The organism is Caenibius sp. WL (genome assembly GCF_019803445.1).
Taxonomy (GTDB): Bacteria; Pseudomonadota; Alphaproteobacteria; order Sphingomonadales; family Sphingomonadaceae; genus Caenibius.
On sequence record NZ_CP081844.1, the window covers coordinates 382,903 to 409,560 of the forward strand.

A 26,658-nucleotide genomic window follows, 5' to 3' on the forward strand; every position below is an offset into this window, starting at 1 on the left:
CCTCAGCCGATCTTCACGACAGTGTCGGAGGTGAATTGATACTCGGGTACTTCGAGATTCTTCGGCGCCGGACCTTTCCGGATACGCGCGGCCGTATCGTAGTGCGAACCGTGGCACGGGCAGAAATACCCGCCGAATTCGCCTTTCACCTCACCCTCGCCGGCGCCCAGCGGCACACAACCGAGATGGGTGCACACGCCCATGGTGATCAGCCAGTTTTCATGGCCTTCCTTGGTGCGTTCGGCCAGCGTCTGCGGATCGCGCAGCGAACTGGTGGACACCTTGTTCGCCTCGGCGATTTCGACCGGGGTCAGATTGCGGATGAAAACCGGCTGTTTGCGAAACACCGCCTTGATCGCCTGACCCGGCTGGATCGCACTGATATCGATTTCGGTGGAGCTTTCAGCCAGCACGTCCGCCGAAGGCGACATCTGGCTGATCAGCGGAACCAGCGTGGCGACACCGCCGACACCGGCCGCCGCAACAGCTGCAATATTGATAAAATCACGCCGCCGGATGCCGTCTGCGCCATCCTGAGCGGCGAGGGTCTGCAAATCTGCGGTGCCAGTATTTTCTGCCATCAGCCCTGCCTTGCCTTGCCATTCGGATACACGGCCGCAAGACACAGTGCACCCAACCAAAATTTTGCCGGATGTGCGTTAAGGACTCCCCCCTCGCCGCACAATCAGCGCATTCCTTTGCAGAATGCTACCTTTTGCCGGTTAGCGGGCTGATAGACGTGAAGGAACCTCTTGCCAACAGACATTTTCCGTTTCGCCACAGCAAATCAGCCCGCAAGGCCGATCAGCGAAAATTGCCGGCCGTAATTTTCCTCGGATAAATGCGTCGCGCGGCGGAAAGAGAAGAAACGCGCCGGATCGCCGTAGGTGTCCAGCCCCAGGGCACCCGCCGATCCGACACCGGCCTGCCGCAACCGACCGACAACATAGGCTGCCAGATCGAACTGATAGTGCCCGGCCCGGCCCGGTGCGAAATAGGCCGCATCGCCAGCCTGTCCGAAACCGGCGCGGAAATCCTCCCCCACTTCGTAGCTTGCCTGCGCGATGCAGGGCCCGACGGCCGCCGCGATGTGCCTGCGCCGCGCGCCCAGCCGCTCCATCGCCGCCACGGTCGATTCGATCACCCCGCCATGAGCGCCTTTCCACCCGGCATGGGCCGCCCCGACGACGCCCGCCGCCGTATCGGCGAACAGGACAGGGGCACAATCGGCGGTGACGATCCCCAGCAGCAGGCCGGGCCGGGCGGTTACCAGGGCATCGGCATGAGGCCGCGCGCCGTCTTCATCCCACGGTTCGTCCACAGTCACGCAATCGGGCGAATGGACCTGATAGACGGTGACCAGCCGCCCGCCGGGCAGCACCGCCTCTGCCGCGCGGCGGCGGTTTTCCGCCACTGCCGCGCCATCGTCCCCCGCGCCGCGCCCGACATTGAGCCCGGCGACCATGCCGGTCGACACCCCGCCTTCGCGCGTCAGGAAGCCATGCGCCACGCCCTGCAGCAGGGAGGAGCGGAGCGGGTTGACCGCCTCAGCCAAGGGAGCGTCCCACCTGTTCCGCCGTATCGCGCGACAGGCCGGGGGTGGCCGCGATCCGTTCCAGCTCGCCGCGCATCAATGCGGAGCGGACCGGCTCTATCCGCCGCCAGCGGCCCAGCGGCGGGACAAAGCGCGCCGCCGTCTGCGCGTTGATCGGGTCGAGCGCGAGGATCAGGTCGGCAATCATACGATACCCTTCGCCGTCCCGCGCATGGAATGCCTGCGGATTGCCCGCGAAAGCCATGTAGAGCGCACGCACCCGGTTAGGATTGTGCAGTGTGAAATCGGAATGCTGCGCCAGCGCTTTCACATGTTCCAGCGCCTGGCGGTGCAGCGATCCGGCCTGAAGCGAAAACCACTTGTCGATCACCAGCGCATTGCCATCATAGCGGGCTTTGAAATCGGCCAGCAATTCGGCGCGGGCGGGCGTGTCGAGCCCTGCAAGCACCATCAGCGCGCCTTGCCGGTCGGTCATGTTGTCCGCCGCGCGATATTGCGCCGCGGCCAATTCCGCCGCCCGTTCGGACACACCCGCCGCCAGCAGGACGAGTGCCTGCGTCTTGAGCTTGCGGGCGCCGCGCGCCGCCGCATCGAGGCTGTAAGGCACGGCGGAAGCCCGCGCATGCAGCGCCGTGAGCCGCTGTTCAAGCGTCCGGCCAAGCCAGGCTTTCAACCCTTCGCGCGCGCTGTGGATCGCACCCGGATCGGCCACCGCCATCTGTTCGGCGAGATAGGCTTCGCCCGGCAACATCATCAGTTCCCCGCGCATCAGATCGTCGAGCGCGGAATCGTCGAGAATTGCCGCCAGCGCCGTGCCGATCGCCTCGCGGCTGGCATCGCTGCCGCCCTGCCCGCCATTCGCGGTGAGATACTGCACCGTCAGGCTTTGCATCGCTTCGTAGCGGGCGAAGGGATCATCATCGTGCGCGGCGAGAAACACCAGTTCATCTTCCGCCACCGTCCGTTCGATCGCCACCGGCGCGGAAAAGCCGCGATTGAGCGACAGGGCGGGCAGGCGGGCAAAACCGGGGAAATGGAACGTATCCGCCGCCTTATCGAGCACAACGAGCTGTTCGCCGCCATGCGTGCCGCTGTCCCGGTCGAACAGCGCGAGCTTGAGCGGGATCGGCATCGGTTGCTTGTCCGGCTGGCCGGGGGTTGCGGGCACCGTCTGCGCGAGGTGCAGCACCGCCGTATCCCCGTCATGCTCCAGCCGCGCTTCGACCCTGGGCGTTCCCGCCTGGCTGTACCACAGGCGGAACTGGCCAAGATCGAGCCCTGTGCCATCTTCCATCGCCTTGACGAAATCCTCGCACGTGGCCGCTTCGCCATCGTGGCGGGTGAAGTAGAGATCGCTGCCTTTGCGGAACGCTTCGGGCCCGGCCATGGTCCGCATCATGCGGATCACTTCGGCGCCCTTGTTATAGATCGTCGCGGTGTAGAAATTGGAAATCTCGCGATAGGCATCGGGCCGGATCGGATGCGCCAGCGGCCCCGAATCCTCGGGAAACTGGGCCGAGCGGAGCACCCGCACATCCTCGATCCGCTTGACGCTTTCCGAACCCATCGCCTGACTGAACAACTGGTCGCGCAGGACGGTGAACCCTTCCTTCAGCGAAAGCTGGAACCAGTCGCGGCAGGTGACGCGGTTGCCCGACCAGTTGTGGAAGTATTCGTGGCCGATCACCCCTTCGATCGCGTCATAATCGGCATCGGTGGCGGTTTCCGGATCGGCGAGGACATAGCGGGTGTTGAAGACGTTGAGCCCCTTGTTCTCCATCGCGCCCATATTGAAATCGCTGACAGCAACGATGTTGAACAGGTCCAGATCGTATTCGCGGCCGAAAGTCTCCTCGTCCCACTGCATGCTGTGCCTGAGCGAACGCATGGCGTGATCGGTGCGTTCGAGATCGCCCGCGCGCACCCAGATGGCGAGATCGACGGTGCGCCCGCTCATCGTGGTGAAAGTATCGCGGTTGGCCACCAGATCGCCCGCCACCAGCGCGAACAGATAGGACGGCTTGGGCCAGGGGTCATGCCATTCGGCCCAGTGGGTGCCATCCGCATTCTCCCCCTGCGCCACGCAGTTGCCGTTGGACAGGAGCACGGGATAGAGCACCTTGTCCCCTGTCATCCGCACGCGATAAGTGCTCAGCACATCGGGCCGGTCGGGGAAGAAGGTGATTCTGCGGAACCCTTCCGCCTCGCACTGGGTGCAGAGCATTCCGCCCGAGGCATAGAGGCCCATCAACTGGCTGTTGGCCGCCGGGTTGATCTGCGTTTCCACGCCCACTTCGTGCGCATCGCCGGGCAGAGCGACGATCAGATCAGCACCGTCCATCCGCCAGTCGTTGCCGGGTTGCCCATCCACCATGACCGCCAACGCCGCGATCCCGTCGCCATTGAGGCGGATTTCATTCGCCCCGTCGCCCGCCGGATTGCGCCGCACCTTGAGGCGGGCGGAAACATGGGTGGCCGCGGCATCGAGCGCGAAATCGAGCGCGACTTCCTCCACCAGCCATGCAGGCGGGCGATAGTCTTCGCGGCGGATTTCGGGGGGCGATTGCGGCATTGTTGCGGCATCGACGGGCTGCGCGCTGGCGGCCGGGGCGGACGAAGTGCTGACGCTATCCATGCTGTAGCACTTAGGTGCTTTCGCCCGCCCGTCCAGTGGCTACAAGGGCGGGCATGGCGGATTTCTTCATTTTCGGGCTGGGCTATGCGGCAGGCTTCGCCGCTGCACGGCTCACGCAAGCGGGATGGACCGTCGCCGCGACCGGCGCCAACGGCACATTGGCGTTCGACGATGACGCCGCCGTGCGTGCCGCGCTCGCCCGCGCCACACATGTCCTGTCCTCCGTCCCGCCGGGGCCAGATGGCGCCGATCCGGTGCTGGCCCATTATGGCGACGCTCTGGGGGGCAAATGGTTGGGCTATCTCTCCTCCACCGGGGTCTATGGCGATACTGGCGGGGCGTGGGTGGACGAAAGCGCACCCATCGGCATCGGCCGCCGCACCGCACGGGCCACCGCCGATTCGGCCTGGCTGGCGCGCGGGGCGCGGTGCCTGCGCCTGCCGGGCATCTACGGGCCGGGGCGCAGCGCATTCGACAGGCTGCGCGGCGGCACCGCCCATCGGATCGCTCTGCCGGGGCAAGTGTTCAGCCGGGTGCATGTCGACGATATCGCCGGCGGCGTGATTGCCGCGCTGGGCGCGCCGCCGGGGGCGTACAATCTCGCCGACGATCTGCCGTGCAGCCAGAACACGGTAACGGAGGAAGCGGCGCGGTTGCTGCGCTGGCCGCCGCCCCCGCTGCAAAGCATGGAGGAAGCAGGCCTCAGCCCCGCCGCCCGCGCGTTCTACGCCGAAAATCGCCGCGTCGCGAACGGCAAGGCCCGGCGCGTGCTTGGCTGGCGCCCGATCCACCCTACATATCGCGAAGGGCTGCGGGCCATTCTCGCCGCCGAAGCACGGGAGCATCACGGATGAGCGAAACGGTCGAAATCACGCACACTGCCGACTCGCAGGGCGGCGAATACCGCGCGATAGTGCCGGACAGCGAACTCTTCGGCCGGATGACCTGGCGCCGGAGCGGCGCGGAGGGTGAGGATATCCGGCTGGTCGATCACACCATCGTTCCGCCCGAAATCGGCGGGCGCGGTATTGCCGGGAAGTTGATGCACGCTCTGATCGCCGACGCGCGCGAACAGCGTTTCCGCATCGTCCCCGAATGCAGCTATGTCGTGGCGCAGTTCCGGCGCCATCCGGAATGGGCGGACCTGCTGGCCGACTAAGCAAAGCGCGATTCGCACGGCGTGGAACCGGCAAGGGCTCGCAAGGCCGACCGGTCTTTGAAGCATGGGAAGAGAAGGAGAGTGGTGCTGCTGGGGAGGATTGAACTCCCGACCTCACCCTTACCAAGGGTGCGCTCTACCACTGAGCTACAGCAGCATAACCACGGTCGCATCGTGTCGTTCACGCTGCGATTGAGGCGCGGCCTATTGCTGCGAGCCGCGCACTTGTCAAGCAGTGCTGCACACTGCCTTGCCAAAAGGCGCGTCTGAGGGCAGTGCTGCGGGGATGAACGCCAAGTCCCCCGCCCCTTCCCGCGAAGAGCGCCTGGCAGCGAAATTGCGCGAAAACCTGCGCCGCCGCAAGGCGCAGGCGCGCGCGATCGGGGCCGATGCAACGGGGGACGCAAAGGCCGGCGCGCAGGCCGGCAACGGCGACGATACGCACGCTCTTTCCAAAGAGCCGCGGAAAAGCTAGGGGCTCCCGCTCTCGAAAGTCTCGAAATATAGGAGCCGCAGACCAGTGCCCAGCCTGATCCTCGTCCGCCACGGCCAGAGCCAGTGGAACCTGGAAAACCGTTTCACCGGCTGGTGGGATGTGGACCTGACCGAAAAAGGCGAAGCCGAAGCGCGCGCCGCTGGCCGGCTTCTGGCCGAAAAGGGCCTTCTGCCCACCGTCGCGTTCACATCGCTGCAGACCCGCGCGATCCGCACGTTGCATCTGGCGCTGGAAAATTGCGGCCGGGTGTGGATTCCGGAAACCAAGGACTGGCGCCTGAACGAACGCCACTATGGCGGGCTGACCGGGCTCGACAAGGCCGAAACGGCCGCCAAGCATGGCGACGAACAGGTGAAGATCTGGCGCCGCAGCTTCGACACGCCGCCTCCGCCGCTGGCCGCCGACAGCGAATTTTCGCTGGCGAAGGACGCGCGCTATGCCGGGATCGACGTGCCGGCGGCCGAAAGCCTGAAAGACACGATCGCACGCGTGCTGCCCTATTACGAAAGCGCGATCCTGCCTGCGCTGAAAGCGGGCGAAACGGTGATCGTTTCCGCTCATGGCAACAGCTTGCGCGCGCTGGTGAAGCACCTGTCGCAGATTTCCGATGCCGATATCCTCGAACTCGAAATCCCCACCGGCCAGCCGATCGTCTATGATTTCGAAGCGGCGGGCCGCCCGGGCGAACGGCAATACCTGAAGGATCGTTGAGCCAATGAGCGCACCCATCGCTATCGTCATGGGCAGCCAGTCCGACTGGCCGACCATGCAATGCGCCGCCAAAGTGCTGGACGAACTGGGCGTGGGTTACGACGCGCGAGTCGTATCCGCCCATCGCACGCCCGAACGGATGTACGATTTCGCGAAGGGTGCGGCCGATGAAGGCTTCAAGGTCATCATCGCGGGTGCGGGCGGCGCGGCGCATCTGCCGGGGATGATTTCCGCCTTGACCCATCTGCCCGTCCTCGGCGTGCCGGTGCAGTCGAAAGCGCTTTCCGGCCTCGATAGCCTGCTGTCCATCGTCCAGATGCCCGCAGGCGTGCCCACCGGCACGCTGGCCATCGGCGAAGCGGGCGCGACCAATGCCGGGCTGTTTGCCGCTTCGATCCTCGCCACCAACGATGCGGCGCTGACCGAGCGGCTCAAGGCCTGGCGCGCGGCGCGACGCGATGCCGTGACCGAAAAGCCCAGCGACGCGTGAACGGCGGGCCCATGATCCCGCAAGGCGGCACGATCGGCATACTCGGCGGGGGCCAGCTCGGCCGCATGCTGGCCGTGGCGGCCGCGCAACTGGGCTATCGCTGCCATATCTACGCCCCCGAACAGGATAGCATCGCCGCCGATGTCGGTGCCGCATTCACTTGCGCGGACTGGCACGATGCCGAAGCGCTGACGCGCTTCGTGCGGGATTGCGATGTCATCACCCTCGAATTCGAGAATATCCCGGTCGCCCCGCTGAAAGCGATTCCGGCGGGCAAGCTGGCCCCCGGCACCAACGCGCTGGAAGTGGCGCAGGACCGGCTGCGGGAAAAGCGCTTCGTCGAAACGCTGGGCGGCGTGCCCGCCCCGTTCGCCCCGGTCGATTCGCGCGAGGATCTGGACGCTGCCATCGAACGGATCGGCACGCCCGGCATCCTCAAGACCGCACGTGACGGGTATGACGGCAAAGGCCAGTGGCGCATCGGCAGCGCGCACGATGCCGATGGCATAGCTTTGCCCGGCGTGCCTCTGGTCTATGAAGGCTTCGTCCGGTTCGAAGGCGAATTCTCGGTCATCCTGGTGCGCGGGCGCGACGGCGCGGTGCGGTTCTGGGACAGCGCCGAAAATGTGCACGAACACGGCATTCTGGCGCGTTCCACCGTACCGGCCGACCCGGCCGTCGCGCGCCATGTGGCCGCCGCGCGCAAGCTTGCCACCGAAGTGGCCATCGCGCTCGACTACGTCGGCGTGCTGACGCTGGAATTCTTTGCCACGGCGGCGGGCCCGGTGTTCAACGAAATGGCCCCGCGCGTGCACAATTCGGGCCACTGGACGATCGAAGGCGCGATCACCAGCCAGTTCGAAAACCACATCCGTGCGATTTGCGGATTACCGCTGGGCAGTACCGCGCTGGTCGCGCCGCAAGTGGAAATGCGCAATCTGATCGGCGACGAAGCGAGCGACAGCGCCGCCATTCTGGCCGATCCCGCCAACCGACTGCACCTTTACGGCAAGGCGCAGGCGCGCGAAGGGCGCAAAATGGGCCATGTCACCCGGCTGGGCTGGATCTGATCCTGCGATGACGCAGGCCCTGTTCCTGATCTATGCCCGTGCGGAAAACGGCACCATCGGGCGTGACAATGCCCTGCCCTGGCGCATTCCAGCCGATTTGAAGCGGTTCAAGGCGCTGACCATGGGCAAGCCGATGATCATGGGTCGCAAGACGTTCGACAGCTTCCCCCGGCCGCTGCCGGGGCGGCGCCACATCGTGCTGACACGCGACACCGCCTGGCAGGCCGAAGGGGCCGAGCCGGTCCATTCGCTGGCCGAGGCGCGGGCCGCGGCGGGCGACGGCGAAGTGGCGGTGATCGGCGGGGCGGAAATCTATGCCCTGTTCCTGCCGCTGGCCCAGCGGATCGAACTGACCGAAGTCCACAGCCCGTTCGCGGGCGACACACATATGCCCGCGCTCGGCCCGGAATGGCATGAAACCGCGCGCGAAGATCACCCCGCAACCGGGGATGCGCCCGCCTTTTCTTTCGTAACCCTGCAACGCGCGGTAGAGGCGGCGCGATCATGATTCGCCTCGATTCCCGCACGCCCGTGCCCGAACACCTGCGCGGCGCCATTCTGGCGCTGGGCAATTTCGACGGTTTCCATCGCGGCCATCAGGCCGTGGTGGGCGAAGCGATCCGGCGCGCGCGCGAACAGGGGCGGCCCGCCATCGTCGCCACGTTCGATCCGCACCCGGTGCGCTTTTTCGATCCCCAGGCCGAACCTTTCCGCCTGACCACGCTGGACCAGCGCGCCGAACTGTTCGCCGCCGCCGGGGCCGACGCGATGCTGGTGATCGGCTTCGATGCCGATGTGGCGGGCATGTCGGCGCAATCCTGGGTGGAGGATGGGCTGCATGGCCACCTCGGCGCGGCGGGCGTGGTGACGGGGGAGGATTTCACGTTCGGCAAGGGGCGCAGCGGCAATCCGCAGGTCCTGCGCGAACTGGGCGCGCCGCTGGGGCTGGACGCCGTGACAGTCGGCCCGGTGCATGACGATACAGGGCCGATCTCCTCCAGCCGCATCCGTGCGGCCTTGAAAGCCGGCGATTGCGCCACCGCCACCGCTCTGCTCACCCGCCCCTTCGCGATTCGCGGAGTGGTGCAGCATGGCGACAAGGTCGGCCGGACGATCGGCTTTCCCACCGCCAATCTGCCGCTCGACAATTATCTGCGTCCGCGCTTCGGCATCTATGCCGTGACCGGGCATCTCATCGGGCAGGATACCGTGCTGAAAGGCGCGGCCAATATCGGCGTGCGCCCGCATTTCGACCCGCCCAAGGAATTGCTGGAACCGCATTTCTTCAACTTTTCCGGCGATCTCTACGGGCAGGAAGTGGAAGTGGCGTTCCACCATTTCATCCGCCCCGAAGCGAAATTCGCCTCGCTGGATGAGCTGGTGGCGCAGATCGGCCGGGATTGCGACCGGGCGCGCGAACTGCTGGGCTGACGGTCGACCGCGCTGCGCCCCTTCCCCAAGGCCGCACTTTGCTTTAACGGCGCTGGCCCATGAGCGAACAGCGCGACTATCGAGACACCGTCTTCCTGCCGAAGACCGATTTCCCCATGAAAGCCGGCCTGCCCCAGAAGGAGCCGGGCATTCTGGCGCGCTGGGAAGCGGACGGCATGTACCAGCGCCTGCGCGAAGCGCGCGCGGGGCGGGAACAGTTCATTCTCCACGATGGTCCGCCTTACGCCAACGGCGACATGCACATCGGCCACGCGCTGAACCATATTCTGAAAGACATGGTGGTGCGCACGCAGACTCTGCTCGGCAAGGATGCGCCCTATGTCCCCGGCTGGGACTGCCACGGCCTGCCCATCGAATGGAAAGTCGAGGAACAGTACCGCAAGAAGAAAAAGAACAAGGACGAGGTCCCGGCGAAGGAATTCCGCGCCGAATGCCGCGCCTATGCCCAGCAGTGGGTGGACACGCAGCGCGAGCAACTCAAGCGCCTCGGCGTGTGCGGCAACTGGGACAAGCCCTATCTGACCATGGATTTCGCGGCGGAGGCGACAATCGTTGCCGAACTGCTGAAATTCGCGGAAAGCGGCCAGCTCTATCGCGGCGCCAAGCCGGTGATGTGGAGCCCGGTGGAAAAGACCGCGCTGGCCGAAGCCGAAGTGGAATACGAGGATATCACCTCGACCCAGGTCGATGTGGCGTTCGAGATCGTCGAAAGCCCGATCCCCGAACTGGTCGGCGCGCACGCGGTGATCTGGACCACCACGCCATGGACGATCCCGGTCAACCAGGCGCTCGCCTATGGTCCCGAAGTGGAATACCACCATTACCGGGCGCATGACGGGCGGCGTTTCCTCATCGCGGTCGATCTGCTCGAAGCCTTCTTCGCGCGCACCGGCCTCGGCCCGGTGGCGGAGGACATCGAAGGCGATGTCGTGCTCAGCGAATACGCGCTCGGCACGTATCGCGGCGCGGACCTTGCCGGAACCGTCGCACGCCACCCGATGCACCATCTGGGCGGCTTCTTCGCCGAACCGCGTCCGCTGCTCGCCGGCGATTTCGTCACCACCGACAGCGGCACCGGCCTCGTCCACATGGCGCCCGATCATGGCGAGGATGACTTCGACCTGTGCAAGGCGCGCGGCATCGGCCCCAAATTCGTGGTGGAGGCCGATGGCCGCTATCGCGAAGACTGGCTGTGGCTGCCGCGCACGGACGAACGCTCCGCCTCGGTCATCCATCCCAAATTCAACGCGCCGGAAGGCCCGGTTTGCGAAGATCTGCGCGCGGCGGGCGCGCTGCTGGCGGCCAGCGCCGATTACCAGCATTCCTATCCGCATTCGTGGCGCTCCAAGGCCAAGGTGATCTATCGCTGCACCCCGCAGTGGTTCGTGCCGATGGACAAACCGATCGACCGCGACACGCCGCGCTGCGCCGCCGAGGCGGAAATCCGCGCCGCGCAGGGCGATGGCGAAACCCTGCGCCAGACGGCGCTGCGCGCGATTGCCGAAACCCGCTTCGTGCCGGACAAGGGCCGCAACCGCATCGGCTCCATGGTCGAAAGCCGCCCGGACTGGGTGCTTTCGCGCCAGCGCGCCTGGGGTGTGCCGATCACGCTGTTCGTCAGCCGGGCAACCGGTCAGTATCTGCGCGATCCGGAAGTCAACGCCCGGATCATCGCCGCGATCCGCGAAGGCGGCGTGGATGCATGGGATGAAGAAAACGCGCAGGCCCTGCTGGGCGAACGATACGATCTGGCCGACTTCGAGCGTGTGACCGACATTCTCGACGTGTGGTTCGATTCCGGTTCCACCCATGCTTTCGTGCTGGAAAGCGGGCGCTGGCCTGAACTGACCCGCCCGGCAGGCTACACCGGCCCGCCCGCCGATCTTTATCTCGAAGGCAGCGACCAGCATCGCGGCTGGTTCCAGTCGAGCCTGCTGGAAAGCTGCGCCACGCGCGGCCGCGCGCCTTACAAAGCGGTGCTGACTCACGGTTTCACCATGGACGCCAAGGGCATGAAAATGTCCAAGAGCCTCGGCAACACGATCAGCCCGCTGGATGTGATGCGCGATTACGGCGCGGACATCATCCGCCTGTGGGCGCTGTCGGTGGATTACACCGAAGATCACCGCATCGGCCCGGAAATCCTCAAAGGTGTGGCCGACCAGTACCGCAAGCTGCGCAACACGTTCCGCTACATGCTGGGCGCGCTGGCCGATTTCGACGAGGCGGAACGTCTGCCCGTGGCCGAAATGCCCGAGCTGGAACGGTATATGCTGGTCCTTCTCGGCCAGTTGGATGCGACTTTGCGGCAGGCGGTCGATGCGTTCGATTTCAACACCTATGTCCGCGCGCTGACCGATTTCTGCAACGAAGACCTCTCGGCCTTCTATTTCGATATCCGCAAGGACTGCCTCTATTGCGATGCCCCCGGCGATCCGCGCCGCCGCGCCTATCGCAGCGCGCTCGACACGCTGTTCCATGCCCTGATCCGCTATGCCGCGCCGGTGCTGGTCTATACGGGCGAGGAAGTGTGGGGCACCCGCTATCCGGAAGGGGGCAGCGTCCACCTGCTCGAATGGCCCGCGGTGCCCATGACCGAAGCGGATCTCGCCAAATGGGCGCAACTGCGTTCGCTGCGGGAAAAGGTGAACGAAGCGATCGAGCCGCTGCGGCGCGAAAAGGTGATCGGTTCGGGGCTGGAAGCACAAGTGGCCGTGCCCGCCGCCGCCGTGCCCCCGGGCACCGCCAACGCCGCCCTGGCCGAACTGTTCATCACCTCGACAGTGTCATGCAGCGAAGAAGGGGCGATGGAAGTCACCCCCACAGAGCATCATAAGTGCGGCCGTTGCTGGCGCCATCTGCCCGACGTGGCCGAGGACGGCGCCCTGTGCGCCCGTTGCGACGATGCGCTGGTGCAAGCGGAAGCCGCGCAATGAGCTGGCTGACTCGCAATCGCGCGATCGGGCTGATGCTGGCCGGGCTGATTTTCCTGCTCGACCAGTTCATCAAATCGCTGATGGTCGGCCCGCTGCAACTGCGCGACCGCGAAGTGATCGACCTCCTGCCGTTTTTCGATCTCCGCTGGACGCAGAATTTCGGCGTGTCTTTGGGCATGTTCACCGCCAATTCGGTGGAAATGCGCTGGGCGCTGGTGGCCGTCACCGGGCTCATCGCGCTGGCCGTGTTCATCTGGATGCTGCGCGAAAAGAAACTATGGGATATCATTGCCCTGGCACTGATTCTCGGTGGAGCGCTGGGCAACATCCGCGACCGGTTCCTGCTCGGCTATGTCATCGACTATGCCGACTTCCATATCGGCGACATCCGCCCGTTCATGATTTTCAACCTTGCCGACGCCGCGATCACCTTCGGCGTGGTAATTATCCTTGCCCGATCCTTTTTCCTGCGCGAAAAGCCCAGTGAAACGGAAACTGACGATCAGGGCAAAAGCCCTGCGGAGACCTGACACCATGCGCAAGATCCACGCCCTTCTCCTCCTCGCTGCCGGTTCGGCGGCGCTGTCGGCTTGCGGCGGCGGCGGTATCTTCAACCGCGATCGGCCCGATGAAATGGCCGTGCAACGGCAAGCCCCGCTGGTTGTTCCGCCCGATTTCGAGATGGCTCCGCCGCAACCCGGCGCGCCGCGGCCGGCCGAAGGCAACGCCAGCCAGAAGGCTCTCGAAACGCTGTTCGGCGGCCCTGCCCCGCGCAGCGATCTCGAAACCAGCGCGCTGGATCGGGCGGGCGGTGCCACCCCCGGCATCCGCTCCACCGTGGGCGATGAAAACACCAATTCGGTCGCCAAAGGCACGGTGACGCGCGATATCCTCGCCGCGCCGCAGGGCGATGGCCAATCGGCCCGCGCGGTGATCCCCGGCTGACGGCTGGCGGAAACGCCACCCGATACGCAAAGGCCCGCCAATGGCGGGCCTTTTTCGTTGTCCGGGCAGAGAGCGGACTAGCTCTCGTCAGCTTCTCCGGTTGGCGGGGCAATGCGCTGCACCAGCAGCTTGTCGATCCGGCGCCCGTCCATGTCGACCACTTCGAAACGCCAGCCTTCCTCCTCGAACGTTTCGCCTTCCTGCGGCAACTGCTTGAGCACCGACAGAACATAGCCCGCCGCCGTCGCATATTCGCGGTCTTCCGGCAGCGCGATTTCGAGCGCGGTGGCCATCAGGTCGGCGGGCATCGCCCCCGACACCAACAGCGAACCGTCCGCGCGCGTTACCAGCAGGGGTTCATCCCCTTCGTCCTGATGGCCGACAAACTGGCCGACGATCGCGGTCAGCAGGTCGTTGGGGGTCACGATCCCTTCGAGATGGCCGTATTCGTCATGGACCATCGCCATCGCGATATCGGCCTGCTGGAGAATGCGTAGCGCGTCCATCGCATCGAGCTGGTCGGGAATGATCGCCGCCTTGCGGGCCAGATCGGCCAACGCAACCGGCTTGCCCGCCAGTTGCAGCGCGAGAATCTCGCGCACTTTGACCACGCCGAGAATCCGGTCGGGCGACCCATCGGCCACCGGAATCAGCGAATGGGGGGTTTCCTCGATCAGTTCGGCCAGTTCGTCCGCATCGGCCGTCTGCTCGATCCAGTCGATTTCGGTGCGCGGGGTCATCACTTCGCGCACCGGGCGATTGGCCAGCCGCATGACCCCGGCCATGATCGCCCGCTCATCCTCCTCGATCGCGCCCGAACGGGTCGCTTCGGCAAAGATCATCTGCAGTTCTTCCGCCGTCAGCCCCGATTCGCCCGCATGGCGGATACCCAGCAAACGCAGCAGAGTGGCGGAAGAACGGTCCAGCAGCCACACGAACGGGGCGGCGATTCGCGACAGCATGACCATCGGCAGCGCCATGACCAGCGCGATCCGTTCCGCACCGCGCAGGGCGATCTGCTTGGGAACCAGTTCCCCGACCACGAGGCTGAGATAGGTCGTCAACACGATAACCAGCGCGAAACCCACTTCGCCGGCGATGCGCGCGGGCAGGCCCAGAGCCACGAGCCGTTCGCCCGTCGGGCCGCCGAGGCTGGCCCCCGAATAGGCGCCGGCGATGATCCCCACCAGCGTAATGCCGATCTGCACGGTCGAAAGGAATTTTCCCGGATCGGCTTCGAGCGCAAGCGCGGCCTTAGCCGCCTTGCTGCCCTTGTCCGCCTCCATCTGGAGACGCGCCGGGCGCGCGGAAACGATAGCCAGTTCCGACATCGCGAAGATGCCGTTGATGAAGATGAGCCCCGCAATGACGAGCACATCGATCCAAGGAAACGGTGTCACGCGCGAGGCGCTAGCAGAAACCGGGCGCAAGGCGAAGCGTTTACAGGCCGCGCGCGCAATATCCCGTCCGGGAACAGACAGATGCCGTATTGCGTTTCACCGGAAGTCCGGTCAATTTCCCGTTCATCCAGTACGCGAGATTTATGACCGGCGACCGAGGCCTTGTCAGAGGGGCAAGCCTTGAGCGTACCGATAAGAGGATTGGAGAACCCATGAAAAAATCCCGTTTGTTCGTTTCGAGCCTTGCCGCGATGTCTCTCGTCACCGTTACCGCCTGTGTCACCGACCCCAACACCGGTGAACGCAAGGTTTCGCGTACCGCCATCGGCGGCGTCGGTGGGGCCGGTCTCGGTTATCTTCTGGGCAGCATCATCGGTGGCAAGACCGCCCGTATCGTCGGCGCCGGGATCGGCGGCGTCGCTGGCGGTGCTGTCGGCTACAAGATGGATCAGCAGATCCGGGAATTGAAGGAAAAGACCGCCGGTTCGGGCATCGATGTGTCGGAAACCGACAACGGCAACGCCATTCTGGTGAATCTGCCCGATGGCGTCACTTTCGCGGTCGACAGCTCCACGATCAGCCCGTCCTTCCAGACGACGCTGAACCAGATCGCGGAAAGCATGAAGACTTATCCCGACAGCCTGATCGACGTGTATGGCCACACCGATTCCACCGGTTCGGATTCGTACAACCAGGCCCTGTCCGAACGGCGCGCCCAATCGGTGGCCAATTACCTCGGCATGCGCGGCGTTTCGGCGGCCCGCATCCGCTCCCAGGGCTTTGGGGAACAATATCCGGTCGCCACCAACGACACGGCGGAAGGCCGCGCGCTCAACCGCCGTGTGGAAATCAAAATCACCCCGATCAGCAAGGAAGATGTCGACGCGGCCCGCCGCGGTTACTGATCGCCTTGTTCGCCAATGCCCCTTGTGGGGGGCGGAAAGGGGCTGGCCCACGGGGCCGGCCCCTTTTTCGCGGGCGCAACGGCTTTCCCGTCAGGTGTCCGGGAAAGCAAGTTGAGCAGCTCTGTCCGCCAGCCGCGCCACCGCCGCGCCATGAATCGCCGGGGCGCTGACCAGCAGGCCGAATGCGCGCGGATCGCGCTTGTTGAATGCGAGCGTCTGGCCGAAAGCGTCGCTCACCGTCGCCCCCGCTTCGCGCGCGATCAGCGTGGCGGCGGCGATATCCCATTCGAAGCCCCAGCGCAGTGTCGCCACCAGATCGGCCTCGTCCGCACCGACCATGGCGATGCGCAGAGCGATCGAATTGGGTTTGTCCACCATCACCAGATCGCGGTCCTGCGGCGGCAGCGAATCGGCGGGCACGCGCGCGCCGTGGAAATTCGTGCGTTGGCTGGCGGTGAGCCGTGCCCCGTTGCGCCATGCGCCCTGCCCCGCGATCGCGGCCCATTCCTCCCCCCGCGCCGGGGCGTAAAGCAGGCCGATCAACGGCCGCCCGCCGCTGACCAGAGCGACGGAAACGCTCCAGCCGCTGCGTCCGCGTAAAAAATCGCGCGTCCCGTCGATGGGATCGACCAGCCAGCACAGATCCTGTTGCAGCCGGGCGGGATGATCCCGGGTCTCTTCCGACAGCCAGCCCGCCGCAGGCAGCAGCGCGGTCAGTTCACGTTTCAGATACCGGTCAACCGCGATATCCGCCGCGCTGACAGGGTCTCCGGGGCTCTTTTCCCAGCGTTCCACCTCATGCCCCGCGCCCGGCCAACTGGCCATTGCGATGCCTGCGGCATGACGAACGATTTCTTCCAGGCGGGCTTGATTGATCATGTGCGAACGTGTTTTGCAGCTTTGCGCTGTGCCGCAGCACTTTTCAAGCGCGCCATGATGTGCAAAGGCGCGCCGCAAACCCCATCTGCAACCCGAATCCACCGGAAAGCGATCGACATGAACCTTCACGAATACCAGGCCAAGGAACTGCTTGCGAAATATGGCGTGGGCATCCCCGCCGGCTACCCCGCACTCAGCGTTGAAGAAGCCGTGGCAGGCGCCAAGCAGCTGCCCGGACCGCTCTACATCGTGAAGGCCCAGATTCACGCCGGCGGCCGCGGCAAGGGCAAGTTCAAAGAACTCGGCCCCGATGCGAAGGGCGGCGTGCGCCTCTCCCGCTCGATCGAGGAAGTCGAAGCCAACGCCAAGGAAATGCTCGGCAACACGCTCGTCACCGTGCAGACCGGCGAAGCCGGCAAGCAGGTGAACCGCCTCTACGTCACCGATGGCGTCGATATCGCCAAGGAATACTATCTCTCGATGCTGGTCGACCGCGCCAGCGGCCGTGTCGCCATGATCGTGTCGACCGAAGGCGGCATGGACATCGAAGAAGTCGCCCACTCGACCCCGGAAAAGATCACCACGATCACTATCGATCCGGCGGAAGGCTTCCAGCCGCACCATGGCCGCGCCGTGGCGTTCGCGCTCAAGCTCGAAGGCGATCTCAACAAGCAGGCGCAGAAGCTGGCCCAGCAGCTCTACACCGCGTTCATGGATCTCGATTGCGCGATGCTCGAAATCAACCCGCTGGTTGAAACCGACGATGGCAAGCTGCTCGTGCTCGACACCAAGATGAGCCTCGATTCCAACGCGCTCTACCGCCACCCCGACGTGGAAGCGATGCGCGACGAAACCGAGGAAGATCCGGCCGAAGTCGAAGCTTCGAAGTACGATCTCGCTTACATCAAGCTCGACGGCAACATCGGCTGCATGGTCAACGGCGCAGGCCTCGCCATGGCGACGATGGACATCATCAAGCTGAACGGCGCGTTCCCGGCCAACTTCCTCGACGTCGGCGGCGGCGCCACCAAGGAAAAAGTCACCGAAGCGTTCAAGATCATCCTGTCCGACCCCGCGGTGGAAGGCATTCTTGTCAACATCTTCGGCGGCATCATGAAGTGCGACGTCATCGCTGACGGCATCGTGGCCGCGGCCAAGGAAGTGAACCTCTCGGTTCCGCTGGTGGTCCGCCTCGAAGGTACCAATGTCGAAAAGGGCAAGGAAATCCTCGACAATTCGGGCCTGCCCATCGTTTCCGCCAACGATCTGGGCGACGCCGCCCAGAAGATCGTTGCCGAAGTGAAGAAGGCTGCCTGAGCGCAGTCTGCACCCCAACCCCGGGGATAGAACCGAACGCCCTTCGCGGCCCGTGCACAGGCATGGCGCGCCGCGAAGGGCGAGGGGTTGACCAGACGCCGCTCTGGTCGCAATTCCTTTTTCAGCAGGTTCATATTCACAAGGTCGGCCCCGCGCAAAAGGGGATGGAGCCAGCCGGCCCACGCTAGAAGGACAAGAGCCCATGAAGATTCTGGTGCCCGTGAAGCGGGTGATTGACTACAACGTGAAGCCCCGCGTGAAAGCGGACGGCACGGGCGTGGACCTCGCCAACGTCAAGATGAGCATGAACCCGTTCGACGAAATCGCTGTCGAAGAAGCGATTCGCCTGAAGGAAAAGGGTGTGGCGACGGAAATCGTCGCCGTTTCGGTCGGCCCGGCGAAAGCCCAGGAAACGCTGCGCACCGCGCTCGCCATGGGTGCAGACCGCGCGATCCTCGTCCAGACCGATGACGAAGTCGAACCGCTGGCCGTGGCCAAGATCCTCAAGGCCATTGCCGACGAGGAACAGCCGGGTCTCGTGATCCTCGGCAAGCAGGCGATCGACGACGATTCCAACCAGACCGGCCAGATGCTCGCCGCGCTGCTTGGCCGCCCGCAGGGCACGTTTGCCTCGGAAGTGACCGTGGAAGGCGATTCGGTCGTCGTGAAGCGCGAAGTCGACGGCGGTCTCGAAACCGTGAAGCTGGCCCTGCCCGCCATCGTCACCACCGACCTGCGCCTCAACGAACCGCGCTATGCCTCGCTGCCCAACATCATGAAGGCAAAGTCCAAGCCGCTGGCGACCAAGGCCCCGGCCGATTACGGTGTCGACACCGCACCGCGCCTCAAGACGCTCAAGGTCAACGAACCGCCCGTGCGCCAGGCCGGCGTGAAAGTGGCCGACGTCGATACGCTCGTCGCCAAGATCAAGGAGCTGGGGATCGCCTGATCCCCGCCTGTCGCAACGGAATTTCAAGGAAAAGCCCATGAAAACGCTTGTTTGGGTCGAACACGACAACGCCTCGGTCAAGGATGCGACGCTCGCCACCGTGACCGCCGCTTCGCAGCTTGGCGAAGTTCATCTCCTCGTCGCCGGTGAAGGCTGCGCCGCCGTCGCCGATCAGGCCGCCAAGATCGCTGGTGTCGCCAAGGTCCACCTGGCCGACAACGCCGCTTATGGCCACGCGCTCGCCGAAAACATCGCCCCGCTGATCGCCGATCTGATGGCCAGCCACGATGCCTTCGTGGCCCCCGCCACCACCACCGGCAAGAACGTCGCCCCGCGCGTCGCCGCACTGCTCGACGTGATGCAGATTTCCGACATCCTCTCGGTCGAAGGCGAAAAGACCTTCACCCGTCCGATCTACGCCGGCAACGCCATTGCCACGGTCGAAAGCGCGGATGCCAAGCTGGTGATCACCGTGCGCGGCACCGCGTTCGCCAAGGCTGCGGCCGAAGGCGGTTCGGCGGCGGTCGAAGCGGTGGCCGGCCCGGGCGATGCCGGCCTGTCCAGCTACGTCGGCTCGGAAATCGCCAAGTCGGAACGTCCGGAACTGACCAGCGCCAAGATCATCGTTTCCGGTGGCCGCGCGCTGAAGGACAGCGACACGTTCCAGCAGGTCATCTTCCCGCTGGCCGACAAGCTTGGCGCAGCCGTCGGCGCCTCGCGCGCCGCTGTCGACGCGGGCTATGTGCCCAACGATTACCAGGTCGGCCAGACCGGCAAGATCGTGGCGCCGGAAGTCTATATCGCGGTCGGCATCTCGGGCGCGATCCAGCACCTTGCAGGGATGAAGGATTCGAAGACCATCATCGCCATCAACAAGGACGAGGACGCACCGATCTTCCAGGTCGCCGACCTCGGCCTCGTTGCGGACCTGTTCACTGCGGTGCCGGATCTGACCAGCAAACTCTGATCGGACCGATCCTTCCGAAAAACGCCTCCGCAGCATCCGCTTCGGGGGCGTTTTTTATGGGTGCCCGTACCGAACGCGAGGCCCCACCCTATTCCGGCAGCAGCGGAGAGGCTGCAACACTTCCCGCTCTTTCACGCATACGCAAAAGCCCCACTTGCAATCCCTGCGATTTCAGCGTCTTGTGCCAGCACACAACGTTCATTTGGGGAGTGAACGGATGAAATTTGTCAAAGCCGCTGTCATTCTGTGTCTGGCGTTGGGCAAGCCTGCATGGGCGGCGGACCATACGCCATCGCGCCTTATCGCGACTTCGAAATGGCGAATGGATTATGCCGACGACAGTTGCGTGTTGCTACGCGGATATGGCGAGGGCGATAGCAAAGTCCTCATGTCGATGGAGCAATTCCAGCCAGGTGACTGGTTCCATCTTACGTTGGCGGGCAAACCAGCCCGCACCATCGACGAAACACGCGAAATACGCATCCGCTTCGGACCGGGGGAAGATTGGCAATCCGTCCCCCATTACCGCGGATATGGCAAAAACAGGGTTCCCATTGCCTTCATTCTTCCGGCAGTGAGAATGGCTGCTCCGGATGCCCCGGGCAGACTCTCCATATTGAATCGTTGGCTGGTCCGCCCGGCCATGACGCCGGAACGGGAAAACAGGGTTACGGAATTCCACCTCGATACGGGGCGTGGCCCCAAAGGTCTCACCTTGCTGGAACTGGGCCCGATGGGTGCCCCCATGGCCGCGCTTCACAAATGCATGGATGATCTGGTCACGACCTGGGGGCTGAAACCAGATGAGCAAAAACGCCTGCTCAGGCCCGCCACGCCAAAGACAAATCCTGGTGAATGGATGAAATCAACCGATTACCCGACGCTGGCTGCGTGGGACGGGGCACGCGCCATCATCAATTTTCGCCTTATGCTCGACGCCAGCGGCAACGCGACGAGCTGCCATATCCAAAATGCGGTAGGCGGTCCCGAATTCGAAAAGGCTGTATGCGATAAGGTTATGAAGCGTGCCTCTTTCGAACCGGCGCTCAACATCGAGGGAAAACCCGTTCCCTCCTATCATGTCAGCACTGTGCGCTTCGATATTCCCAACCGCCCGGACAGACGCTAGATCACAGCACCACGCTATCCACGAAATGGATGGCAAGGCCGACCAGCCCGCCGACCATCGTGCCGTTGATGCGAATGAACTGGAGGTCCCGGCCGACGGCGGCTTCGATCCGGGCAGTCACCGTGCGGGCATCCCAGCGGCGCACGGTTTCGGACACGAGCTGGACGATCTGCCCGCCATAGCGGGTGGCGATGCCGACCATCGTCCGCCGGGCGAAGCGGTTGATCAGCAATTGCAGACGCGGATCGCGTTCCAGCGCTTGCCCCAGTTCGGCCAGCATCGCCCCGAACTGGCCCGACAGCGCCTGTTCCGGATCGTCCACCGCGCGCAGCAAGGCGCCGCGCGCACGTTCCCATAGGCCATCAAGCCAGTGGCCGACCGAGGCATCGGCCAGCAGTTCCAGCTTCATCGCCTCCACTTTCGCGCGTAGAGCGGGATCGTGCTGCAAGGCCCCGGCCAGTTCCTGCATCCCCTGTTCCACTTTGCGGCGCAGGGGATGGCCCGGCTGCACCGCCAGTTCGGCCAGCAGCTTGTACATCCCGTCGAGCACGGCGTTGGCGATCTTCGCATCGAGCCCGGTCAACTGAAGCAGGCGGTTGGCCCGCTGGCTGATCATCGCGCGCACCAGGTCTTCGTTGTCTTCCAGCGTGCGCCCGATCCACTGGATCGCCCGCTCCATCACCGGGAGATGGCGGCCATCGGCGATGGCAGCACCGAGCATCTGGCCGATCAATGGCGCCACTTCGATCTTGCGCAACTGGCCACGCAGGCCATCCTTGATCATTCCACCCAGCCGCTTCTGGTCAAGCGAGCGCAGGACATCGCCCAGGAGCCGCGCCGCGCCATTGCGCAGGCGCTGTTCGCCCCCGCGCTTTTCGGTGAGGAAGCGCCCTGCCGCCGCCGCCAGATTCATTCCGCGTAACCGGCGCGCAACCACCTGCGGCGTCAGGAAATTGTCGCGCAGGAACGCGGCCATCGTATCGGCGATGCGATCCTTGTTTTCGGGGATGATCGCGGTGTGCGGGATCGGCAGGCCAAGCGGGCGGCGGAACAGCGCGGTGACCGCGAACCAGTCCGCCAGACCGCCCACCATCGCCGCTTCGCTGAACGACAGCAGATAGCCCCAGGCAGGATGCAGCGCCTGATTGTGCCGCGCCAGCAGGAACAGCCCCGCCATCAGGACCAGCAGCCCGGTTGCCGTCATCCGCATCCGGCGGAAGCGCTGTTCCGCAGTCAACACAGAAGGGGAACCGCCAGCCAAGCTTACTCCGCCACGGCCGTTTCCGGCCCCGGCTCGCGCTTGTCACCGGGGCGATAGGTCAGGAAGCGGTCGCGCAGCCACGGGCCGACACGTTTTTCGAAACTGTCGGCCAAGCTGAAACCGGCCGGCACGATCACCAGCGTCAGGATCGTGGACAGCAGCAGGCCGCCGATCACGGTGGTGCCCATCGGCGCACGCACCGAACCGTCACCCGAAAGGGCGATCGCCGTCGGCACCATGCCCGCCGTCATCGCCACCGTGGTCATCACGATGGGCTGGGCGCGCTTGTGCCCGGCATCGATGATCGCCTCCAGCTTGGGCACGCCGCGATCCATTTCCTCGATCGCGAAATCGATCAGCAGAATCGAGTTCTTGGCAACGATCCCCAGCAGCATCAGAATGCCGATATAGACCGCCATCGACAGCGGCTGGCCGATCAGGACGATGGCCAGCAGGCCGCCCAGCGGCGCCAGCAGCAGCGAAGTCATATTCACCAACGGCGAGACGATCCGCTTGTAAAGCAGCACCAGCACGCCGAACACCAGCAGGATACCGCTGATCACGGCGGTGCCGAAATTGACCACCAGTTCCTGTTCCATCTTGGCGTCGCCGACCGGTTCGGTGCTTATCCCGTTGGGCAGATTGCGCATGATCGGCAACTGGCTGATCTTCTTGTCGACCGGGCCTTTCACCGCGCCCGATGCCAGATCGGCGCCGATGAACACGCGCCGCGCCTGATTGTACCGCTGGATCTGCGTCGGCCCCGCGCCGAAACGGATGGTGGCGAGGCGCTTCAAGGGCACCGATTCGCCCGTCACCGTGGGCACGGGCAGATTTTCGATGGTCGACAGATCACGCCGCGACGCCTTGGGCATGATCACCCGGATCGGCACCTGGCGGTCCGAAAGCGAGAACTTGGCCGCGTTGCGATCGATCTCGCCCAGCGTGGCGATGCGGATCGCCTCGCTCAGCGAGCCGGTCGTCACCCCCAGTTGCGCGGCAAGATCGAAATGGGGTTCGATAATCAGTTCGGGCCGTTGCAGGTCGGCGGCGATGCGCGGGGCGACCGCTTCGGGAATCGTGCGCATCTGTTCGACAAGCGTCTGCGCCGTATGCTGCAACAGCACCGGATCGGACCCGGTGAGCATCACCGTGACATCGCGGCCGGAGCCCGCCCCCATCGATTGCGTCGCGAAGCTGACGCGCGCATCGGGCACGGCCTGCAATTGCGGGGCAAGGCGGCGTTCAAATTCGATGCTGGTGGTCTTGCGGTCTTCGCGCAGCGAAATGTAGATGTTTGCGCTGCCTTCCTTGATGACGGCGACGGCCAGCTTGACCTCGGGCTGGGCCTTGAGCCGCGCCACCACTGCATCGGACACGGCCACGGTCTGTTCCAGCGTCGTCCCGGGGACCATCTCGATGTTGACCTGGCTCGAATCGTTGTTCGAATTCGGCATGAACTGCGCCGGGATCGAACTCAGCAGGACGATGGTCAGCACGAAAGCGGCGATCCCCGTCCCCAGCATCCAGATGCGGTGATCGCGCAAGTAGGCCGCCAGGCGGATGCGCAGGCTGCGCGAATGGTTATGCCGCGCGCGATAGGCATCGGCCCCGCTCTTGTCGAGCGACCAGCGCAGCACTTTCATGTAGATGTCCATCAGCCGGCCTTCGCCGTGGCTGCTTTCACCCTTGGCCTTGAGGAAATAGGCCGCGAACATCGGCGTGATCATGCGGGCGACGGCAAGGCTGATCAGCACCGCGACCACCACCGTCAGGCCGAAGTTCTTGAAGAACTGGCCCGAAACGCCCGGCATCAGCCCCACCGGCAGGAAGACCGAGACGATGGAGAACGTCGTCGCCACCACCGCGAGGCCGATTTCGTCCGCCGCATCGATCGAGGCCTGATAGGCGCTTTTGCCCATACGCATATGGCGCACGATATTCTCGATCTCGACGATCGCATCATCGACCAGCACCCCGGCCACGAGGCTGAGCGCGAGAAGCGAGAACGTGTTCAGCGTGAACCCCATCAGGTCCATGAACCAGAATGTGGGAATCGCCGAGAGCGGGATAGCTACTGCCGCGATGATCGTGGCCCGCCAGTCGCGCAGGAAGAAGAACACCACGATCACCGCCAGAATCGCGCCTTCGACCATCGCTTCCATCGAGGAGGCGTATTGCCCCTTGGTGTAATCGATCGTGGTGAACAGCGGCGTGATGCGGATGCCGGGGTTTTCCTTTTCGATCTGGGCGATCTTTTCCATCGCCCCGTCATAGACGGTGACATCGGAAGCGCCCTTGGCGCGCTTGATCCCGAACGTGACGACCTGCCGCCCGTTGAGCTTGGCGATGGAAGTCTGCTCGGAATAGCCGTCATAGACTTGGGCGACATCGCTCAGCTTGATCGTGCGCCCGGTGCCCAGGCTGATCCGCGTATCGGCCAGCGCCCGCGCATCGGCGGCGTTGCCCAGCACCCGCACCGACTGGCGCGCGCCCGCGATCTCGGCCTGCCCGCCCGAGGCATCGACATTGACTTGGCGCAACGCATTGTTGATCTGCCCCGCCGTGACCCCCAGCGATTGCATCCGCGCGGGATCGATCACCACGCGGATTTCACGGTCGACCCCGCCGCCGCGCGCCACTTCGGCCATGCCTTCGACCGAGAGCAACCGGCGCGAAATCGTGTCGTCGACGAACCAGCTCAGCTGTTCCATCGTCATGTCGTCGGCGCTGACCGCCATATAGGCGAGCGGCCCGCCCCCTGCGGAATCCACCTTGGTGACGCGCGGTTCGAGAATGCCGTCGGGCAAATCGCCGCGAATCTGGTCGACCGCGTTCTTGACCTCGCTCACCGCCACGTTGACGTCGGTGCCGATGGCGAAGAACACGATCGTCGTCGAATTGCCTTCGCTGGCGGTGGATTCGATCCAGTCCACCCCACTGATCGAACGGACGGAAGATTCGACCTTCTCCGTGATCTGGGTGACGATTTCGGTCGGCGCCGCACCCGGCTGCGCCACGGTGACGATCACCGCCGGAAAATCGATATCCGGCGAATCGTTCACATCCATGCGCATGAACGCGACCAGGCCCGCCAGCAGCAGGCCCACGAAAATGATGCTCGGAACGATCGGGTTGCGGATCGACCAGGCGGAGATGTTGCGCAAGCTCATGGTCCGCTCGCTCAGCTACCCGTCTGCTTGACCAGAACCGGCTTGATCTTGTCCCCCGGCGACAGGAAGCCGCCCGCGCGGAACACGATCCTCTCGCTTCCGCTCAACCCTTCACGCACCGCGATGCCCTTGGCGGTGACGATCCCGGTCTTCACGGCGCGGCGCTGCACTTTGTCGTCCTTGCCGACGACGAAGACGAAGCTGCCGCGTTCGTCGTTCTGAATCGCGGATTCAGGCAACATCGGCGCGGCCACGGCGCGGCCTTCGATCCGGGCCGAGGCGAAGCCGCCCGGGCGCAGTTCCGGCGCATAGGCCAGAGCGATCCGCGCGGTGCCCTGGCGGTTCTGCTGATCGATAATCGGGGAAACCTGCCAGATCTGGCCGGTGAAGCTATTGCCGGAGCCGACCGGGGTGACGGCGGCGGTCTGCCCCAGGGCGACGCTCGCCAAATCTTCCTCGCTCAGCTTGGCCAGCAATTCCAGTTCCCCGCCCTTGGCGATGCTGAACAGGACGGTGGGGCCGCCGGTGACGACCTGTCCCGGTTCCACCCCCCGGGTAAGCAGGAGCCCCGCCTCCGGCGCGACGATATTGAGCCGTGCGGTGCGGGCCTGCAGTTCGCCGAGCTGGGCCCGCGCGACATTGACCCGCGCCACGGCCGCATCGCGGGTGGCGGTCAGCCGGTCGACATCGGCCTTGGAGATGAAGCCGCGTTCCACCAGCTTCAGAGCACGGTTGAGATTGGACTGGGCGAGATTCGCATCCGCGCGGGCCACGGCGATCTGCGCCGATGCGCTGGCGATCTGCTGATTCTGCACCGAACGGTCGATCACGGCGAGGATCTGCCCCCGCTTCACCCATTGGCCCGGTTCGACCGGGACGGAAACCACGCGGCCGCCTTCGCCTTCCACGCCCACCGGCATTTCACGCCGCGCGGCAAGAGTGCCGGTGGCGTCGATCGTGCTGTTGATCGTGGTCATCCCCGGCACGATGACGGAAACCGTGGGCACGCTGGCGTCGGCATCGTCGGCCGCGCCGCCGCCTTCCCCTTCACGCAGCAGCAGGGCCCCGATCAGCAAGGCGGCAAGCACCAGCGCGCCGATAATGAACAGCCTGCGCCGGGACACGCCCTGCGCGGTTTGCGGCGGCGCATCGTCCACGGGCGCCGCGCCATCGCTTTCAGCCGCGAGGGAAGATTCGTAGTTCATGGCCCCTGCCGTACCCTAGCCTGT

24 protein-coding genes and 1 tRNA gene are annotated in these 26,658 nt (G+C 64.8%); 16 read left to right on the forward strand and 9 right to left on the reverse strand.

Translation table 11 applies throughout. From position 1 onward, the window contains the following. Positions 1-2: 2 nt before the first annotated feature. The 3 genes from petA to pepN form a co-directional block, all read right to left on the reverse strand. The gene (gene petA, locus K5X80_RS01880) at positions 3-581 is read right to left on the reverse strand and encodes a ubiquinol-cytochrome c reductase iron-sulfur subunit (RefSeq protein ID WP_222559171.1); all 579 of its coding nucleotides are present in this window, start codon (positions 579-581) and stop codon (positions 3-5) included. Between the two features lie 206 nt (positions 582-787). Further along, positions 788-1,555: a peptidoglycan editing factor PgeF gene (pgeF, locus tag K5X80_RS01885; protein ID WP_261390591.1), complete on the reverse strand. Its 768-nt coding sequence runs from the start codon at positions 1,553-1,555 to the stop codon at positions 788-790. Continuing rightward, positions 1,548-4,190 (reverse strand): aminopeptidase N, encoded by a 2,643-nt coding sequence (gene pepN / locus K5X80_RS01890; RefSeq protein ID WP_261390592.1) that lies wholly within the window; start codon positions 4,188-4,190, stop codon positions 1,548-1,550. The genes pgeF and pepN overlap by 8 nt, the downstream gene beginning before the upstream one ends. Before the next feature lie 53 nt (positions 4,191-4,243). Between pepN and K5X80_RS01895 the strand changes: the two genes are divergently transcribed. Together K5X80_RS01895 and K5X80_RS01900 are read left to right on the forward strand one after the other, a co-directional pair. Further along, positions 4,244-5,044: a Rossmann-fold NAD(P)-binding domain-containing protein gene (locus tag K5X80_RS01895; protein ID WP_222559172.1), complete on the forward strand. Its 801-nt coding sequence runs from the start codon at positions 4,244-4,246 to the stop codon at positions 5,042-5,044. Continuing rightward, positions 5,041-5,349 carry a GNAT family N-acetyltransferase gene (locus K5X80_RS01900; protein ID WP_222559173.1) on the forward strand — a complete coding sequence of 103 codons (309 nt, stop codon included), beginning with the start codon at positions 5,041-5,043 and terminating at the stop codon, positions 5,347-5,349. The genes K5X80_RS01895 and K5X80_RS01900 overlap by 4 nt, the downstream gene beginning before the upstream one ends. 82 nt (positions 5,350-5,431) lie before the next feature. Here K5X80_RS01900 and K5X80_RS01905 read toward each other — a convergent pair. Then, positions 5,432-5,506 (reverse strand) — tRNA-Thr (locus tag K5X80_RS01905). 129 nt (positions 5,507-5,635) lie between these two features. Here K5X80_RS01905 and K5X80_RS01910 point away from each other — a divergent pair. The 9 genes from K5X80_RS01910 to K5X80_RS01950 are packed head-to-tail and all read left to right on the forward strand — an operon-like array spanning position 5,636 to position 13,449. After that, positions 5,636-5,824 carry a hypothetical protein gene (locus tag K5X80_RS01910; RefSeq protein WP_222559174.1) on the forward strand — a complete coding sequence of 63 codons (189 nt, stop codon included), beginning with the start codon at positions 5,636-5,638 and terminating at the stop codon, positions 5,822-5,824. A gap of 45 nt (positions 5,825-5,869) precedes the next feature. Next, complete coding sequence (gpmA, locus tag K5X80_RS01915; RefSeq protein ID WP_222559175.1) at positions 5,870-6,556, forward strand: 2,3-diphosphoglycerate-dependent phosphoglycerate mutase; 687 nt, start codon at positions 5,870-5,872, stop codon at positions 6,554-6,556. 4 nt (positions 6,557-6,560) lie between these two features. Further along, positions 6,561-7,046 carry a 5-(carboxyamino)imidazole ribonucleotide mutase gene (purE, locus tag K5X80_RS01920; RefSeq protein WP_222559176.1) on the forward strand — a complete coding sequence of 162 codons (486 nt, stop codon included), beginning with the start codon at positions 6,561-6,563 and terminating at the stop codon, positions 7,044-7,046. 11 nt (positions 7,047-7,057) lie between these two features. Further along, positions 7,058-8,116: a 5-(carboxyamino)imidazole ribonucleotide synthase gene (locus K5X80_RS01925; protein ID WP_222559177.1), complete on the forward strand. Its 1,059-nt coding sequence runs from the start codon at positions 7,058-7,060 to the stop codon at positions 8,114-8,116. Between the two features lie 7 nt (positions 8,117-8,123). Continuing rightward, positions 8,124-8,624, forward strand: a complete 501-nt coding sequence (locus tag K5X80_RS01930; protein WP_222559178.1) for a dihydrofolate reductase — start codon at positions 8,124-8,126, stop codon at positions 8,622-8,624. Next, on the forward strand, positions 8,621-9,547 hold the full coding sequence (locus K5X80_RS01935; protein ID WP_222559179.1) for a bifunctional riboflavin kinase/FAD synthetase: 927 nt from the start codon (positions 8,621-8,623) through the stop codon (positions 9,545-9,547). Before K5X80_RS01930 ends, K5X80_RS01935 begins: the two co-directional genes overlap by 4 nt. A gap of 59 nt (positions 9,548-9,606) precedes the next feature. Next, complete coding sequence (gene ileS / locus K5X80_RS01940; protein WP_222559180.1) at positions 9,607-12,504, forward strand: isoleucine--tRNA ligase; 2,898 nt, start codon at positions 9,607-9,609, stop codon at positions 12,502-12,504. Beyond that, the gene (gene lspA / locus K5X80_RS01945; RefSeq protein ID WP_222559181.1) at positions 12,501-13,034 is read left to right on the forward strand and encodes a signal peptidase II; all 534 of its coding nucleotides are present in this window, start codon (positions 12,501-12,503) and stop codon (positions 13,032-13,034) included. Before ileS ends, lspA begins: the two co-directional genes overlap by 4 nt. Positions 13,035-13,038: 4 nt before the next feature. Then, positions 13,039-13,449, forward strand: coding sequence for a DUF3035 domain-containing protein (locus K5X80_RS01950; RefSeq protein ID WP_222559182.1), 411 nt, complete (start codon positions 13,039-13,041; stop codon positions 13,447-13,449). Positions 13,450-13,526: 77 nt separating this feature from the next. On the opposite strand, the gene K5X80_RS01955 is transcribed toward K5X80_RS01950, so the two are convergent. Continuing rightward, entirely contained in the window at positions 13,527-14,849 is a 1,323-nt protein-coding gene (locus tag K5X80_RS01955; RefSeq protein ID WP_261390594.1) for a hemolysin family protein, read from the reverse strand. A gap of 212 nt (positions 14,850-15,061) precedes the next feature. On the opposite strand from K5X80_RS01955, the gene K5X80_RS01960 reads away from it, so the two are divergent. Then, a complete protein-coding gene (locus K5X80_RS01960) occupies positions 15,062-15,754 on the forward strand; it encodes a YiaD family glycine zipper/OmpA-like lipoprotein (protein ID WP_222559183.1) in 693 nt (230 codons plus the stop codon). Between the two features lie 90 nt (positions 15,755-15,844). Here K5X80_RS01960 and K5X80_RS01965 read toward each other — a convergent pair whose 3' ends face one another. Then, the gene (locus K5X80_RS01965; RefSeq protein ID WP_222559184.1) at positions 15,845-16,633 is read right to left on the reverse strand and encodes a 3'(2'),5'-bisphosphate nucleotidase CysQ; all 789 of its coding nucleotides are present in this window, start codon (positions 16,631-16,633) and stop codon (positions 15,845-15,847) included. Positions 16,634-16,750: 117 nt separating this feature from the next. Here K5X80_RS01965 and sucC point away from each other — a divergent pair, with 117 nt between their 5' ends. From sucC to K5X80_RS01985, 4 genes are all read left to right on the forward strand, one after another. Then, entirely contained in the window at positions 16,751-17,950 is a 1,200-nt protein-coding gene (gene sucC, locus K5X80_RS01970; protein ID WP_222559185.1) for an ADP-forming succinate--CoA ligase subunit beta, read from the forward strand. Positions 17,951-18,152: 202 nt separating this feature from the next. Further along, the gene (locus tag K5X80_RS01975) at positions 18,153-18,899 is read left to right on the forward strand and encodes an electron transfer flavoprotein subunit beta/FixA family protein (protein WP_222559186.1); all 747 of its coding nucleotides are present in this window, start codon (positions 18,153-18,155) and stop codon (positions 18,897-18,899) included. Between the two features lie 37 nt (positions 18,900-18,936). After that, positions 18,937-19,866, forward strand: coding sequence for an electron transfer flavoprotein subunit alpha/FixB family protein (locus tag K5X80_RS01980; RefSeq protein ID WP_222559187.1), 930 nt, complete (start codon positions 18,937-18,939; stop codon positions 19,864-19,866). A gap of 217 nt (positions 19,867-20,083) precedes the next feature. Then, entirely contained in the window at positions 20,084-20,995 is a 912-nt protein-coding gene (locus tag K5X80_RS01985) for an energy transducer TonB family protein (protein WP_222559188.1), read from the forward strand. A 1-nt stretch (position 20,996) separates the two neighbouring features. Here the strand turns inward: K5X80_RS01985 and K5X80_RS01990 are convergent, their stop codons facing one another. The 3 genes from K5X80_RS01990 to K5X80_RS02000 are packed head-to-tail and all read right to left on the reverse strand — an operon-like array spanning position 20,997 to position 26,634. Beyond that, the gene (locus tag K5X80_RS01990; RefSeq protein ID WP_283249259.1) at positions 20,997-22,205 is read right to left on the reverse strand and encodes a DUF445 domain-containing protein; all 1,209 of its coding nucleotides are present in this window, start codon (positions 22,203-22,205) and stop codon (positions 20,997-20,999) included. A 53-nt stretch (positions 22,206-22,258) separates the two neighbouring features. Further along, positions 22,259-25,429, reverse strand: coding sequence for an efflux RND transporter permease subunit (locus tag K5X80_RS01995; RefSeq protein ID WP_222559190.1), 3,171 nt, complete (start codon positions 25,427-25,429; stop codon positions 22,259-22,261). Positions 25,430-25,440: 11 nt separating this feature from the next. Further along, positions 25,441-26,634: an efflux RND transporter periplasmic adaptor subunit gene (locus K5X80_RS02000; protein WP_222559191.1), complete on the reverse strand. Its 1,194-nt coding sequence runs from the start codon at positions 26,632-26,634 to the stop codon at positions 25,441-25,443. Positions 26,635-26,658 lie beyond the last annotated feature (24 nt).

What these genes read in the sequence shown, in the direction of transcription:
- petA (WP_222559171.1), bottom strand. Translation starts at nt 581, where the DNA reads ATGGCAGAAAATACTGGCACCGCAGATTTGCAGACCCTCGCCGCTCAG.
- pepN (WP_261390592.1), bottom strand. Translation starts at nt 4,190, where the DNA reads ATGGATAGCGTCAGCACTTCGTCCGCCCCGGCCGCCAGCGCGCAGCCC.
- K5X80_RS01895 (WP_222559172.1), top strand. Translation starts at nt 4,244, where the DNA reads ATGGCGGATTTCTTCATTTTCGGGCTGGGCTATGCGGCAGGCTTCGCC.
- K5X80_RS01900 (WP_222559173.1), top strand. Translation starts at nt 5,041, where the DNA reads ATGAGCGAAACGGTCGAAATCACGCACACTGCCGACTCGCAGGGCGGC.
- K5X80_RS01910 (WP_222559174.1), top strand. Translation starts at nt 5,636, where the DNA reads ATGAACGCCAAGTCCCCCGCCCCTTCCCGCGAAGAGCGCCTGGCAGCG.
- purE (WP_222559176.1), top strand. Translation starts at nt 6,561, where the DNA reads ATGAGCGCACCCATCGCTATCGTCATGGGCAGCCAGTCCGACTGGCCG.
- K5X80_RS01925 (WP_222559177.1), top strand. Translation starts at nt 7,058, where the DNA reads ATGATCCCGCAAGGCGGCACGATCGGCATACTCGGCGGGGGCCAGCTC.
- K5X80_RS01930 (WP_222559178.1), top strand. Translation starts at nt 8,124, where the DNA reads ATGACGCAGGCCCTGTTCCTGATCTATGCCCGTGCGGAAAACGGCACC.
- K5X80_RS01935 (WP_222559179.1), top strand. Translation starts at nt 8,621, where the DNA reads ATGATTCGCCTCGATTCCCGCACGCCCGTGCCCGAACACCTGCGCGGC.
- ileS (WP_222559180.1), top strand. Translation starts at nt 9,607, where the DNA reads ATGAGCGAACAGCGCGACTATCGAGACACCGTCTTCCTGCCGAAGACC.
- lspA (WP_222559181.1), top strand. Translation starts at nt 12,501, where the DNA reads ATGAGCTGGCTGACTCGCAATCGCGCGATCGGGCTGATGCTGGCCGGG.
- K5X80_RS01950 (WP_222559182.1), top strand. Translation starts at nt 13,039, where the DNA reads ATGCGCAAGATCCACGCCCTTCTCCTCCTCGCTGCCGGTTCGGCGGCG.
- K5X80_RS01960 (WP_222559183.1), top strand. Translation starts at nt 15,062, where the DNA reads ATGAAAAAATCCCGTTTGTTCGTTTCGAGCCTTGCCGCGATGTCTCTC.
- K5X80_RS01965 (WP_222559184.1), bottom strand. Translation starts at nt 16,633, where the DNA reads ATGATCAATCAAGCCCGCCTGGAAGAAATCGTTCGTCATGCCGCAGGC.
- sucC (WP_222559185.1), top strand. Translation starts at nt 16,751, where the DNA reads ATGAACCTTCACGAATACCAGGCCAAGGAACTGCTTGCGAAATATGGC.
- K5X80_RS01975 (WP_222559186.1), top strand. Translation starts at nt 18,153, where the DNA reads ATGAAGATTCTGGTGCCCGTGAAGCGGGTGATTGACTACAACGTGAAG.
- K5X80_RS01980 (WP_222559187.1), top strand. Translation starts at nt 18,937, where the DNA reads ATGAAAACGCTTGTTTGGGTCGAACACGACAACGCCTCGGTCAAGGAT.
- K5X80_RS01985 (WP_222559188.1), top strand. Translation starts at nt 20,084, where the DNA reads ATGAAATTTGTCAAAGCCGCTGTCATTCTGTGTCTGGCGTTGGGCAAG.
- K5X80_RS01990 (WP_283249259.1), bottom strand. Translation starts at nt 22,205, where the DNA reads ATGCGGATGACGGCAACCGGGCTGCTGGTCCTGATGGCGGGGCTGTTC.
- K5X80_RS01995 (WP_222559190.1), bottom strand. Translation starts at nt 25,429, where the DNA reads ATGAGCTTGCGCAACATCTCCGCCTGGTCGATCCGCAACCCGATCGTT.
- K5X80_RS02000 (WP_222559191.1), bottom strand. Translation starts at nt 26,634, where the DNA reads ATGAACTACGAATCTTCCCTCGCGGCTGAAAGCGATGGCGCGGCGCCC.